This is a genomic window from Staphylococcus sp. HMSC34G04, assembly GCF_001838765.1.
GTDB classification, from domain to species: Bacteria; Bacillota; Bacilli; order Staphylococcales; family Staphylococcaceae; genus Staphylococcus; species Staphylococcus epidermidis.
The window spans coordinates 365,416-379,178 of record NZ_KV838739.1 but is presented as its reverse complement, the minus strand read 5'-3'; the positions used below and the strand labels follow the sequence as shown (position 1 = coordinate 379,178).

Here is a 13,763-nt window from a genome sequence, read left to right as displayed (position 1 = left end):
TTTTCAATAGAAATTGTCCTTATTTACTTATCCTGGAACTTTATGTCCAGAATTTTCTTTAAATGATTTATATATCATCATCTAAAAAACTCTTTGAAAGCATCTATTAACCTAATCCTTTCAAAGAGTTTAATAACTTAAAGACATCATTTCGTAAAATTACTTTTTAGATTTTATTTTACCTGTCCATTTTTTGTAACCGCCTTTAAGCATGTAAATATTTTTATATCCATTTTTTCTTAATATACGTGCAGCACGATAACTTGCTATACCATTAGCATCACATAAATAAATAGGTTGATCATTTCTTAGTCCTTGAAATCGTTGCTTAAATACTGTGATAGGAATATTACGTGCACCATTAATATGTCCATAATCATAATCCACTTTTTCCCTCACATCAATAACTTGAGCTTTTCTTAAACCCTTATGGAATTCATTCTGGTCTAATTCATTTACAGCTCGCTTATTAAGAATTTGTTGGATAATCATATATGCAATGATAATAACAATAATACCAATTGCAATGTACAAAGAGATACTCATCTTGCATCCTCCCTAATTTACCGATATTATAATTATAAGACTGTTAGTACAATTTATCAAAATATTTTTTCGAGTTAGATTATGTTTATATCACATAATCTAAATATACAAAGAGAAACATAATAGTTTTAATTTTAATATTTCGATAGGGGTATGATTATGACTGAAATATGGAATTTTATAAATACTGGAAGCAAAAATCCTTATTATAATATGGCAATGGACGAAGCGTTACTAAATTTTGTATCGCGTGGAGAAATTGATCCAGTTATAAGATTTTATACTTGGAATCCTGCAACACTCTCAATAGGCTACTTTCAACGGCTCCAAAAAGAAATTGATATTGATAAAGTAAAAGAAAAGGGCTATGGCTTAGTAAGACGTCAAACGGGTGGTAGAGGCGTGTTACACGATAAAGAATTAACATATAGTGTTATTGTTCCAGAGTCTCATCCAAATATGCCTTCAACTGTAACTGAAGCTTATAAAATTATTTCACAAGGATTATTAGAAGGTTTTAAAAATTTAGGTTTTGAAACTTATTTCGCTATCCCCCGTTCTAAAGAAGAACGAGACAAATTAAAGCAACCACGAAGTTCGGTATGTTTTGATGCACCTAGTTGGTATGAGCTTGTAGTAGAAGGCAGAAAAATTGCAGGTAGCGCTCAAACCAGACAAAAAGGTGTCATTCTTCAACATGGTTCAATTTTACAAGATATAGATATCGATGATTTATTTGATATGTTTATATTTAAAAATGAACGACTAAAAGCGAAAATGAAAGAAAATTTTGTTCAAAAAGCTGTAGCTATTAATGACATTTCAAATCAACATATTACATTAAATGAAATGGAGAACGCCTTTAAATCAGGTTTTAAAAAAGGACTGAATATAGATTTTAAACCTCTAGAATTAACGGAAAAACAAAAAGAGGAAGTACAAGAACTCGAAGAAAAATATCGCTCTGAAGCATGGATGTACCGTAAATAATTATGAAGAAAGCAATAAGGCGAAATCATTTGATATCGCCTTATTGCTTTCTTTTTTGTCTTTTATATTTACGAAGTGCTTTTTTATACTTCCTTTGATCTTCTGTTAAAAAGAAGAAATAATATATAATATAAATAATTAAAGCTATAATTGCAAAACTAATAATAGCTTTCATAATTGAAAATAAAAACTCATCAAGATTCATCATTAAACCAAATGCAGCTATCGCTAATATTAAATAAAAGATGAATTTACGCATCTCAAAACTCCTATTAATTTAAATTTGTATTTATTGTTGCAAGTTTTTTTTGACCTTTTTCTATTTTTTTATTATCTTTCGTTTCATATCCTTTTTTAATTGTATTGAATGCTGAAGATAAGTCTTTATTAAGTTGACGTATTTCTTTTTCTTTTTTCTTATCTTCTTCAGATTGTGATTCAGAGTCTACAGATTCTTTATATTTAATGAAAGAACTGTCAATATTATTTGAAATGTCATCTAATTTTCTTTGAATCGTCACTTTATTATTATTTTTATTAACTTTTGACTCAATATCTCTATAATCTTTAATGGCTTTTGCAATAGAATCATAATAATCAGATGATGCTTTTAAATTTTTTATTTTTAACTTATTAGATGAAGCTTCTTTAGTATTTTCTTTATCTTGTTTAAGGGCGGCTATTTTAGATTTATGTTCGCCAATTTCTTGATTAAGTTCTTGAATATCAAGTTTTAATTGATGATTATCATCACGTAACTCAGTCGTTTTATCTTCTAAAGGAGATAAGTTCTGACTCCCACAACCCATTAGCAAACTGCTCGCACCAACTATTAATATTAACTTTTTCATTGTATTCTCCCTAAACCAAAAACTATTATTATTATTACTAGTTATGCTATCATTCTAATGTATAAAATAAAAATGTACAAATGTAAACGTAGGAGGGAAATAATGAATAAATTAAGAAAAGTTCAAGATATCATTGAACATAAGCACTTAGATGCAATCATCGTATTATCAGATTATAATAGACGTTACCTTTCAGATTTTACTGGTACAAGTGGTGCACTAATCATAACACCTAAAAAACAATATCTTATTACTGATTTTAGATATATAGACCAAGCTACAGAACAGGCACAAGATTTTGAAATTATAAATCGAAAATCAAGTTTGATTTCTGAAATTAAATGTATATTAGAAAGAGAAAATTTATCAAATATTGGTTTTGAAGGTCATTTAATCAGTTATGATACTTATGTTGAACTTAATAAAGGATTAATTACTTTAATAAGCATATCTAATGAAATTGATAAGATTAGAGAAATTAAAAATAAGGAAGAAATTCAGCTCATTCAACAAGCGGCTAAGATAGTAGATCAAACATATGAATATATCCTCACTCAAGTAAGTATCGGAATGACAGAACGAGAAATCAAAGCTAAATTAGAAAGTAAGATGTTAGAATTAGGTGCAGATGGCCCTTCATTCGACACAATAGTAGCTTCAGGTTACCGAGGTGCATTACCGCATGGTGTTGCAAGTGATAAGCGTATTGAAAAGGGAGATATGATTACATTAGATTTTGGTGCATACTATAGAGGTTATTGTTCCGATATTACACGCACGTTTGCCATAGGAGAACCGGATCCAAAACTCAAAGAAATATTTAATATAGTTCTAACTTCTCAAAAGAAAGCTATTGAAGAAATCAAACCAGGTATGACTGCAAAAGAAGCAGATGCTATATCTAGAAAGTATATTTCATCTCACAATTATGGTGAGCAGTTTGGCCACTCACTTGGTCATGGTATTGGCCTTGATATTCATGAAGGTCCACTATTATCTCAAAATAGTTCAGATGAATTAAATATAAATAACTGTGTTACTATAGAACCAGGTATATACATTGAGGGATTGGGTGGCGTTAGAATAGAAGATGACATTCTTATTACAGAAAATGGATGTCATGTCTTTACTAATTGCTCAAAAGACCTTATTATTTTAGAGTAAGCGCGTATAATTGAGGAGGAGACTGAATGATTTCAGTAAATGATTTTAAAACAGGTTTAACGATTTCTGTTGATAACGGAATCTGGAAAGTTATTGATTTCCAACATGTCAAACCAGGAAAAGGCTCAGCTTTTGTTCGTTCTAAATTACGTAATTTAAGAACAGGTGCTATTCAAGAAAAAACTTTCAGAGCTGGCGAAAAGGTTGAACAAGCAATGATCGAGAATCGTCGTATGCAATATTTATATGCTGATGGCGATAACCACGTATTCATGGATAACGAGACATTTGATCAAATCGAATTACCTGGTGACTACTTAAAAGATGAATTAAATTATTTAAAAGCGAACATGGAAGTTCAAGTTCAATCTTATGAAAGTGAAGTTATTGGTGTTGAATTACCAAAAACTGTAGAGCTTGAAGTTACTGAAACTGAACCTGGAATCAAAGGTGATACTGCCACTGGCGCAACAAAATCTGCGACTGTTGAAACAGGTTATACACTAAATGTACCTTTATTTGTAAATGAAGGTGACACACTAGTGATAAATACTAGTGATGGAAGTTACATTTCTAGAGGATAAACACTAATTAACTATACTCCAGAGTATACATCAATAAGATGTTATACTTTGGAGTTTTTGTTTTCAAAATGTAAAATTACAAAGTATAGTATTGTAATTATTAATAAATATGTATATAATTACATAATAATACAATAAGGAGTGTATATATGCATATTTCTATAGTAGGTATCACAGGCTATACAGGACTAGAATTGTTAAGATTAGCACTAAATCACCCTCATATAACTGTTTCATCGATTCATGCCACAAAAGAAGTGGGAGTGCAAATTTCTGATATATTCCCTCATTTGAAAGGTATTTGTGATAAAGAAATTCAGGCTTTCGACAGTGAATTTATTATGACACACTCAGATTTGGTATTTTTTGCCACTCCAAGTGGCGTTGCAAAAGATTTATCTAAAAATTTCGTTAATAATAATTTTCCTGTCATAGACTTATCAGGTGACCATCGTTTATCTCCAGATGTTTATCTCAAATGGTATAAAAAATCACCGTGTACTGTAGATATACAAAAGCGTTTTACATACGGTCTTTCAGAAGTAATGAATATTAGTCATTGCAATAGATTTATTGCTAACCCTGGTTGTTATGCAACTGCAACTGAATTAGCACTATATCCCTTAATCAGCAATCATTTAATCCGTGTTGATTCTATAATTGTTGATGCTAAAAGTGGTCTTACTGGAGCTGGTAAAAAATTAAATCAGTCAACCCATTATGTAAATGTAAACAATAATTATGTGACGTATAAACTTAATAAACATCAACATATTCCTGAAATTGTACAAACGTTGCAGTTTTTTAACAAAAATTTACAGAATATTCAGTTTTCTACATCACTTATTCCGGTTAACAGAGGTATTGTTGCAACTATATACACACAGCTTGAAAGTGGAGTGAAAATAAATCAAATAGAATCTACCTACAAGACTGTATATAAAAATAAGCCTTTCATAAGAATTAAAGATGGGTTACCACAGTTAAATGAAGTAATAGGAACAAATTACACTGATATTGGTTTTGTTTATAACGAAACTACGGGTGTTTTAACAATTTCATCAGTTATTGATAATTTAATTAAAGGTGCCGCTGGCCAAGCTATTCAAAATATGAATCTGATGTTTAATTTCGACGAAACTGATGGTCTAATTTTGGCACCTTTATATATCTAATATAGGGGGACTAAATAATGAATATAATTAAGGGAAATATTGCAAGTCCTCTTGGGTTTGCAGCTGATGGTCTGCACGCTGGCTTTAAAAAGAAAAAATTAGACTTTGGTTGGATTGTTTCAGAAGTACCTGCAAATGTAGCAGGTGTATTTACAACTAATAAGGTGATTGCTGCACCATTAAAATTAACAAAAAACAGCATCGAAAAAAGTGGTAAAATGCAAGCTATTGTTGTTAATTCAGGTATTGCTAATTCTTGTACTGGTAAACAAGGGGAAAAAGATGCCTTTAAAATGCAACAACTGGCCGCAAATAAATTGCAAATTCAACAAGAATATGTAGGTGTCGCATCTACAGGTGTTATTGGAAAGATGATGCCAATGTCTATTCTAGAGAATGGCTTTTCCAAACTAGTTAAAAACGGTAATGCTGATGACTTTGCAAAAGCGATATTAACAACGGATACTCATACAAAAACATGCGTTGTAAACGAAGTTTTTGGTAACGATACAGTAACGATGGCAGGTGTAGCAAAAGGGTCAGGAATGATACATCCTAATTTGGCTACAATGCTAGCATTTATAACCTGTGACGCTAACATCTCATCACAAACATTACAACAAGCTTTAAAAGATGTAGTTGAAGTTACATTCAATCAAATCACTGTAGATGGTGATACTTCAACAAATGATATGGTGCTTGTAATGTCAAATGGATGTACAAATAATAACGAAATTAAAAAAGACAGTGAAGACTACTATAAATTTAAGCAGATGCTTCTATATATTATGACCGATTTAGCTAAAAGTATTGCAAGGGATGGCGAAGGTGCTTCTAAATTAATAGAAGTCACGGTTAAAGGTGCAAAAGAATCTAGTGCTGCAAGAATGATTGCTAAAAGTGTGGTGGGTTCAAGTTTGGTAAAAACCGCAATTTTTGGCGAAGATCCTAATTGGGGTAGAATTATTGCTTCTGCAGGTTACGCTAAAACAAATTTTGATATTAATCAGGTAGACATTTTTATCGGTAGGATACCTGTATTAATAAGATCCTCACCAATAAAGTACGATAAAGAAGAAATTCAAGAAATAATGAGTGCTGAAGAAATATCAATTGAACTTGACCTTCATCAAGGAAATTACGAAGGTCAAGCATGGGGATGTGATTTATCGTATGACTACGTTAAAATCAACGCACTTTACACCACTTAGGAGGAACATATGAAAAACATCATCGTAATTAAGCTCGGTGGTATAGCTATAGAAAATTTAAACGACGCGTTTATACAACAAATTAAAGCTTGGCACCTTGAAAACAAAAAAATAATTATTGTTCACGGTGGCGGCCAAGTCATCAGTGATTTATTAACTAAAAACAATCATTCAACTATTAAAATTGATGGCATGAGAGTGACTGCTAAAAATGACTTACCTATCATATATGATGCTTTAATTAACATAGTAGGACACCAACTTTTAGTGAGACTTAAAGAATCTAATTTAGAATTTTTTCAATTCAAAGAAAAGATAAAAGAACTTGTGAGCGCCGAATTTTTAAATAAAAATATCTATGGTTACGTTGGGAAAGTTAAAGAAATCAACACGATGCTATTAGAAAATATTTTATCACGCGACATTATACCAATCATCACTAGTTTGGGTGTAAATGAGCAAGGGGAATATCTTAATGTTAATGCTGATCACCTCGCCACCGCAATTGCTAAGAAACTAAAAGTCGAAAAATTAGTATATATGACTGATGTCCCTGGTGTAATTGAAAAAGATAAAACGCTTGCTACTCTTACAATTAAGGAGGCAAAAACAAAAATTGAAAATAAAATAATTACTGGCGGCATGATACCTAAAATTGAGAGTGCAATCCAAACAGTAGAATCAGGCGTTGAATCGATTTTAATTGCAAATAATTTACAAAAAGGAACAATCATAAGGGGTGATTAATGATGAGTTATCTTTTTAATAATTACAAACGGGACAATATAGAATTTGTTGATGCTAATGAAAATGAATTAATTGATAAAGATAATAATGTTTACCTAGATTTTTCGTCAGGTATAGGTGTCACAAATCTAGGTTTTAATATGGAAATTTACCAAGCAGTACTTAATCAACTGAATTTAATATGGCATTCACCCAATTTATACCTAAGTAGTATTCAAGAGGAAGTGGCTCAAAAATTAATTGGTCAACAAGATTATTTAGCTTTCTTTTGCAACAGTGGAACAGAAGCGAATGAGGCGGCTATTAAACTCGCACGTAAAGCTACTGGCAAGTCGGAAATTATTGCTTTTAAAAAGTCTTTTCACGGCAGAACGTACGGCGCAATGTCTGCAACAGGACAAAAGAAAATTACAGATCAATTTGGTCCGGTTGTTCCTGGATTCAAATTTGCTATTTTTAATGATTTCAATTCATTTAAATCATTAACTTCATATAATACTGCAGCTGTAATTATAGAAATCATTCAAGGTGAATCAGGAGTACTACCTGCTGATCCTTTATTTGTGAAGCAATTAAATGAGTATTGTATACAAAAAGATATTCTTATAATTGTAGACGAAGTTCAAACGGGCATAGGTAGAACTGGTAAGTTATATGCTCATGAACATTATCAATTGTCTCCTGATATCATCACATTAGCTAAAGGGTTAGGTAACGGCCTTCCTATTGGAGCAATGTTAGGCAAAAAGAATTTAGGTCATGCATTTGGCTATGGTTCTCATGGCACAACATTTGGAGGAAATAGATTATCATTAGCCGCTGCAAACCAAACGCTTACTATCATTAATCATGCTGATTTGATGAATGATGTTCAATCAAAGGGTCAATTTCTTATTGAAAACTTAAGAAAAGGTTTAGCAAATAAAAGAAATGTAATTGAAGTCCGTGGTATAGGCTTAATGGTAGGAATAGAGATCAATAATGATCCTATTCAAATCGTGCGAGAAGCTAAACGTAGAGGGTTAATCATTTTAACAGCTGGTACAAATGTGATTAGGTTATTACCTCCATTGAGTATCACTAAAAAACAATTGGAAAAAGGTATAGAAATACTAACTGAAATCATTTGATTTATAAATGGTATCTTATCTAAAATATCGAGTTGATATACAGAGTGTACAATTCAGCAAAGCAACTTTTAAAACACCGTTTCGTTAAAAATACAAAAAATAAAACGAAACGAGTGTCTTTTTTATGCCTTCAATCAATCTCTAAAATATTTAAATAAATAACGACGTTTTGATGTTTAATGAACATGCTTGAATTGAATCTTTTACTCAAGTAAAATAGATGGGTAGATGAAAACAAACCTAAGGAGTCAGTAAGAAATGAACTTTAAAGAAATAAAAGAATTAATCGAAATTCTTGACCAATCTAATTTAACTGAAATAAATATTGAAGATAATAAAGGCAGCGTAGTTAATTTAAAAAAAGAAAAAGAGACTGAAATAGTTACACCACAAGTTACTCAACAACCAACTCAACCGATAACTCATGCGCAAATCGATAATGAAACACAACAAAAACCATCACATAGCTATAATGATGAACAAAGTAGTGATAATAATTACAATACCATTAATGCACCAATGGTTGGTACATTTTATAAATCACCTTCACCAGATGAAGAAGCATATGTTCAAGTAGGAGATAAAGTTACGAATGACAGTACTGTTTGTATATTAGAAGCTATGAAATTATTTAATGAGATTCAAGCCGAAACAACAGGTGAAATCGTAGAAATTTTAGTAGAAGACGGACAAATGGTAGAGTATGGCCAGCCGTTATTTAAGGTGAAATAATGAAGAAGATTTTAATCGCTAATCGTGGTGAAATCGCAGTAAGAATAATAAGAGCGGCACACGATTTAGGTATTCAAACAGTAGCTATATACTCAGAAGGTGACAAAGATGCATTACATACTCAAATTGCTGATGAAGCATATTGCGTCGGTCCTACTTTATCAAAAGATTCTTATTTAAATATACCAAATATTTTATCTATCGCTACTTCTACAGGATGTGATGGTGTTCATCCTGGATACGGCTTTTTGGCTGAAAATGGTGATTTTGCTGAATTGTGTGAAGCATGCCAATTAAAATTTATTGGGCCAAGCTATCAATCAATTCAAAAAATGGGAATAAAAGATATTGCTAAAGCTGAAATGATTAAAGCCAATGTACCTGTAGTACCAGGAAGTGAAGGGCTTATTCAAAGTATAGATGACGCTAAAAAAACTGCTAAAAAAATTGGCTATCCAGTTATCATCAAAGCCACTGCAGGTGGTGGTGGAAAAGGTATTCGGGTTGCTCGTGATGAGAAAGAACTTGAAACTGGTTACCGTATGACACAACAAGAAGCTGAAACAGCGTTCGGAAATGGTGGTTTATACTTAGAAAAATTTATAGAAAACTTTAGACATATAGAGATTCAAATTATTGGCGATACTTACGGAAACGTTATACATTTAGGTGAACGTGATTGTACAATTCAAAGAAGAATGCAAAAGCTCGTTGAAGAAGCACCTTCACCAGTATTAAGTGAAGATAAGCGCCAAGAAATGGGTAATGCTGCAATCAGAGCTGCAAAAGCTGTAAATTATGAAAACGCAGGTACAATTGAATTTATATATGATTTAGATGATAATCAATTTTATTTCATGGAAATGAATACACGTATTCAAGTCGAACACCCAGTAACTGAAATGGTAACAGGAGTAGATTTAGTAAAATTACAACTCAAAGTTGCTATGGGTGAAGCGTTACCTTTTAAACAAGAAGATATTTCCATTAACGGTCATGCCATTGAATTTCGAATCAATGCTGAAAATCCTTACAAAAACTTTATGCCTTCACCAGGCAAGATTACTCAATATCTTGCCCCAGGCGGTTTTGGAGTGAGAATTGAATCAGCATGTTATACTAATTATACGATACCACCTTACTATGACTCCATGGTGGCAAAACTTATAGTTCACGAACCTACACGTGAAGAATCAATTATGACAGGCATTCGTGCTTTAAGTGAATATCTTGTTTTAGGTATCGACACTACGATTCCATTCCACTTAAGACTTCTAAATAATCATATTTTTAGAAGCGGGGAATTTAATACAAAATTCCTAGAAAAGTATAATATTATGGACGATAATAACCAATAGGAGGATAAAGGATGGTCAATGTAGCAGATTATTCTCAATCTAATTTAGGAAAAATTGAAATAGCACCAGAAGTATTATCTGTTATCGCATCCATTGCGACATCAGAAGTAGAAGGCATTACAGGTCATTTTGCTGAATTAAAAAAAACAAATCTAGAGAAGATTAGTCGAAAAAATTTAAACAGAGATTTAAAAATCGAAGCTAAAGAAGACGGAATATACATTGATGTATTTTGTTCTCTAAAACATGGCGTAAATATTTCTAAAACTGCAAATCAAATTCAATCAGCGATTTTCAATTCAATTACGACAATGACAGCTATTGAACCACAGCAAATTAATATTCACATCAGAAGTATCGTAGCAGAAAAATAAATAATTTAAATTATAGGTGCACTTTAACTAGAAAGTTGTACCTATAATTTTATAAATACATTTGAAGGAGTAAAATATGAGTCGTAAAGATGCAAGAATACAAGCTTTTCAAACTTTATTTCAACTTGAAATAAAAGAGACGGATTTAACAATTCAAGAAGCAATTGAATTTATTAAAGATGATCATTCTGATTTAGACTTTGATTTTATATACTGGTTAGTTACTGGAGTCAAAGATCATCAAATCGTTTTAGACGACACAATAAAACCCCATTTAAAAGACTGGTCTATCGATCGTTTACTGAAATCAGATCGTATTATTTTAAGAATGGCAACGTTTGAAATATTGCACAGCGATACACCTAAAAAAGTAGTTGTTAATGAAGCTGTAGAACTTACAAAACAGTTTAGTGATGATGATCATTATAAATTTGTTAATGGTGTTTTAAGTAATATAAATGATTAAAATGAGTGATAACTATGACTGAATATTTAAGTGTTTCTGCACTAACTAAATATATAAAATATAAATTTGACCAAGATCCTCATCTTCAATCAGTTCTTATCAAAGGAGAATTATCTAACTTTAAAAAGCACTCAAGCGGACATTTATATTTTAATGTCAAGGACAAAGAAAGTGTCATCAGTGCAATGATGTTTAAAGGAAATGCTTCTAAGTTAGGCTTTGAGCCTAAAGAAGGTGATGAGGTTTTAATTGAAGCTCGCGTTTCTGTTTATGAAAGACGAGGAAATTATCAAATTTATGTTAATAAGATGCAAATCGATGGTATTGGTAATTTATACCAAAAGCTTGAACAACTAAAAAAGAAATTGAAAAAAGAAGGCTATTTTGATCAAAGTAACAAAAAACTTATACCAAAGTATCCAAAGAAAATAGCGGTTTTAACAGCGAGTACAGGTGCAGCCATTAGAGACATACATAGTACGATTAATAATCGCTACCCTTTGGTCGAGCAAATTCAAATCAGTACCCTTGTTCAAGGCACGCAGGCTAGGCAAGATATAATAAAAAAGATTCAATATGCCGATTCATTAGATGTTGATACAATAATAGTTGGACGCGGTGGTGGTTCAATTGAAGATTTGTGGAACTTTAATGAAGAAGATGTTGTTAAAGCCATCTTTAATTGTCAAACACCTATTATATCAGCTGTAGGTCATGAGACTGATTTTACATTAAGCGATTTTGTAGCAGATGTTAGAGCTGCGACACCTACTCAAGCTGCTGTTATAGCAACACCTGATCAATATGAGTTATTACAACAAATTAAACAGTATGAATATACATTATCAAGATATATAAAACAATATATCGAACATCAGAAGAAACAACTTAATCACATATCATCATATTACAAATTTAAGCAACCGAGTTTATTGTACGATCAACAAATTCAAAAACGTGATGAATTAGAAAGACAGTTAAATCTTCTATTAAATACTAAAGTTGAAAAGTCAAAACATCACCTCAAGTTACTTCAACAAAGTTTTAATTTTAAAAATTTAAATCAGCAGATTACTCAAGAAAAGCAATCTGTTTATCAATTGCATTCTAGATTGTCCAAAATAATGTCCAATAACATTACTAATTTAAAAACAGTGCTAAAAAATAAATTAGAAAATCTCAATAATTTAAGCCCTACCAATACGATGCTTAGGGGGTACGCAATTGTCAACAAAGATGATGAAGTGATTACAAGCACACATAAATTGAATGAAAACGACAAAATATCTTTAACAATGAAAGACGGAAGTGTCGATGCAATGGTTAAGAAAGTAAGGTGTAATGATGAGTAAAGAAAAGCAAAGTTTCGAAGAAATGATGAAAGAACTTGAAAATATCGTTCAAAAATTGGATAATGAAGCAGTTTCTTTAGAAGAATCCCTCGATTTATACCAACGTGGTATGAAACTATCTGCTAATTGTGATTCAACTTTAAAAGAAGCAGAGAAAAAAGTGAATGAATTAATGCAAGAAGAAGTTGGTGATGAAGGCAATGAAGAAACTACAGATGAATAAATTAATAGATATAATTAATACATCACTGAATAAATCAATACAATCATCACCATTAAAGACTAATTTAGAAGAAAGTATGAAATACTCATTAAATGCTGGTGGTAAAAGAATCAGACCAATCATATTATTATTAACACTAAAAATGCTTAATAAAGATTATCAACAAGGACTAAATAGTGCATTAGCATTGGAAATGATTCATACTTATTCTTTAATTCATGATGATTTACCAGCAATGGATAATGACGATTACCGTAGAGGAGAGTTAACAAATCATAAAGTATATGGTGAATGGAAAGCCATTCTTGCTGGTGATGCATTATTAACAAAAGCTTTTGAATTAGTTTCTAATGATACTACCATTGAAGATAGTGTGAAGGTAAATATTATACAAAGACTTTCAAAAGCAAGTGGACATTTGGGAATGGTAGGTGGCCAAGCGCTTGATATGGAAAGTGAAGGGAAGTCAATTCGTTTAGAAACTTTAGAGTCAATTCATAAAACTAAGACAGGTGCTTTACTAAATTTTTCAGTTATGGCCGCGGTAGACATTGCTCAAGTTGAACAAAATATTGCTAAGAATCTAGATGAATTTAGTCATCATTTAGGAATGATGTTTCAAATTAAAGATGATTTGCTGGATGTATATGGGGATGAATCAAAACTTGGCAAAAAAGTAGGCAGTGATATAGTAAATCATAAAAGTACTTATGTTTCTTTACTTGGAAAAGATGGAGCAGAAGAAAAGTTAAACAATCATCAATGTCTTGCCTTGAACTGCTTAAATCAAATTTCTGATCAATATGATACTTCAGAATTAAGCGATATTGTAGATTTATTCTATAACAGAGACCATTAAT

Annotated in this window: 17 protein-coding genes; 14 read left to right on the top strand and 3 right to left on the bottom strand. The window is 31.3% G+C overall.

The window, feature by feature from the left end; all coding sequences use genetic code 11:
• Positions 1–159: 159 nt before the first annotated feature.
• The gene (locus HMPREF3241_RS08455) at positions 160–546 is read right to left on the bottom strand and encodes a rhodanese-like domain-containing protein (protein ID WP_002446524.1); all 387 of its coding nucleotides are present in this window, start codon (positions 544–546) and stop codon (positions 160–162) included.
• Positions 547–705: 159 nt separating this feature from the next.
• Between HMPREF3241_RS08455 and HMPREF3241_RS08450 the strand changes: the two genes are divergently transcribed.
• Positions 706–1,536, top strand: a complete 831-nt coding sequence (locus HMPREF3241_RS08450) for a lipoate--protein ligase family protein (RefSeq protein ID WP_002457720.1) — start codon at positions 706–708, stop codon at positions 1,534–1,536.
• A gap of 40 nt (positions 1,537–1,576) precedes the next feature.
• On the opposite strand, the gene HMPREF3241_RS08445 is transcribed toward HMPREF3241_RS08450, so the two are convergent.
• Both HMPREF3241_RS08445 and HMPREF3241_RS08440 read right to left on the bottom strand, forming a co-directional pair.
• A complete protein-coding gene (locus tag HMPREF3241_RS08445) occupies positions 1,577–1,795 on the bottom strand; it encodes an SA1362 family protein (RefSeq protein WP_001831076.1) in 219 nt (72 codons plus the stop codon).
• A gap of 13 nt (positions 1,796–1,808) precedes the next feature.
• Complete coding sequence (locus HMPREF3241_RS08440; RefSeq protein WP_002446522.1) at positions 1,809–2,387, bottom strand: hypothetical protein; 579 nt, start codon at positions 2,385–2,387, stop codon at positions 1,809–1,811.
• Between the two features lie 102 nt (positions 2,388–2,489).
• Between HMPREF3241_RS08440 and HMPREF3241_RS08435 the strand changes: the two genes are divergently transcribed.
• From HMPREF3241_RS08435 to HMPREF3241_RS08375, 13 genes are all read left to right on the top strand, one after another.
• Positions 2,490–3,551: a M24 family metallopeptidase gene (locus HMPREF3241_RS08435; RefSeq protein WP_002457719.1), complete on the top strand. Its 1,062-nt coding sequence runs from the start codon at positions 2,490–2,492 to the stop codon at positions 3,549–3,551.
• Between the two features lie 26 nt (positions 3,552–3,577).
• A complete protein-coding gene (gene efp, locus HMPREF3241_RS08430; RefSeq protein ID WP_001831269.1) occupies positions 3,578–4,135 on the top strand; it encodes an elongation factor P in 558 nt (185 codons plus the stop codon).
• 149 nt (positions 4,136–4,284) lie between these two features.
• Entirely contained in the window at positions 4,285–5,310 is a 1,026-nt protein-coding gene (gene argC, locus HMPREF3241_RS08425; RefSeq protein ID WP_002446520.1) for an N-acetyl-gamma-glutamyl-phosphate reductase, read from the top strand.
• 17 nt (positions 5,311–5,327) lie between these two features.
• On the top strand, positions 5,328–6,521 hold the full coding sequence (gene argJ, locus HMPREF3241_RS08420) for a bifunctional glutamate N-acetyltransferase/amino-acid acetyltransferase ArgJ (protein ID WP_002446519.1): 1,194 nt from the start codon (positions 5,328–5,330) through the stop codon (positions 6,519–6,521).
• Between the two features lie 9 nt (positions 6,522–6,530).
• Entirely contained in the window at positions 6,531–7,268 is a 738-nt protein-coding gene (argB, locus tag HMPREF3241_RS08415) for an acetylglutamate kinase (RefSeq protein ID WP_002446518.1), read from the top strand.
• Positions 7,268–8,398: an acetylornithine transaminase gene (locus tag HMPREF3241_RS08410; RefSeq protein WP_002446517.1), complete on the top strand. Its 1,131-nt coding sequence runs from the start codon at positions 7,268–7,270 to the stop codon at positions 8,396–8,398. The genes argB and HMPREF3241_RS08410 overlap by 1 nt, the downstream gene beginning before the upstream one ends.
• Positions 8,399–8,656: 258 nt before the next feature.
• Entirely contained in the window at positions 8,657–9,130 is a 474-nt protein-coding gene (gene accB, locus HMPREF3241_RS08405; protein ID WP_002446516.1) for an acetyl-CoA carboxylase biotin carboxyl carrier protein, read from the top strand.
• A complete protein-coding gene (gene accC / locus HMPREF3241_RS08400; RefSeq protein ID WP_002446515.1) occupies positions 9,130–10,488 on the top strand; it encodes an acetyl-CoA carboxylase biotin carboxylase subunit in 1,359 nt (452 codons plus the stop codon). Before accB ends, accC begins: the two co-directional genes overlap by 1 nt.
• Positions 10,489–10,499: 11 nt before the next feature.
• Positions 10,500–10,862 carry an Asp23/Gls24 family envelope stress response protein gene (locus HMPREF3241_RS08395; protein ID WP_002440021.1) on the top strand — a complete coding sequence of 121 codons (363 nt, stop codon included), beginning with the start codon at positions 10,500–10,502 and terminating at the stop codon, positions 10,860–10,862.
• 76 nt (positions 10,863–10,938) lie between these two features.
• Positions 10,939–11,328: a transcription antitermination factor NusB gene (nusB, locus tag HMPREF3241_RS08390; RefSeq protein ID WP_002446514.1), complete on the top strand. Its 390-nt coding sequence runs from the start codon at positions 10,939–10,941 to the stop codon at positions 11,326–11,328.
• A 14-nt stretch (positions 11,329–11,342) separates the two neighbouring features.
• The gene (gene xseA, locus HMPREF3241_RS08385) at positions 11,343–12,680 is read left to right on the top strand and encodes an exodeoxyribonuclease VII large subunit (RefSeq protein ID WP_002446513.1); all 1,338 of its coding nucleotides are present in this window, start codon (positions 11,343–11,345) and stop codon (positions 12,678–12,680) included.
• The gene (locus HMPREF3241_RS08380) at positions 12,673–12,903 is read left to right on the top strand and encodes an exodeoxyribonuclease VII small subunit (RefSeq protein ID WP_002486962.1); all 231 of its coding nucleotides are present in this window, start codon (positions 12,673–12,675) and stop codon (positions 12,901–12,903) included. The genes xseA and HMPREF3241_RS08380 overlap by 8 nt, the downstream gene beginning before the upstream one ends.
• Positions 12,881–13,762 carry a polyprenyl synthetase family protein gene (locus tag HMPREF3241_RS08375; protein ID WP_070853592.1) on the top strand — a complete coding sequence of 294 codons (882 nt, stop codon included), beginning with the start codon at positions 12,881–12,883 and terminating at the stop codon, positions 13,760–13,762. The genes HMPREF3241_RS08380 and HMPREF3241_RS08375 overlap by 23 nt, the downstream gene beginning before the upstream one ends.
• The last annotated feature ends 1 nt before the right edge of the window (position 13,763 follow it).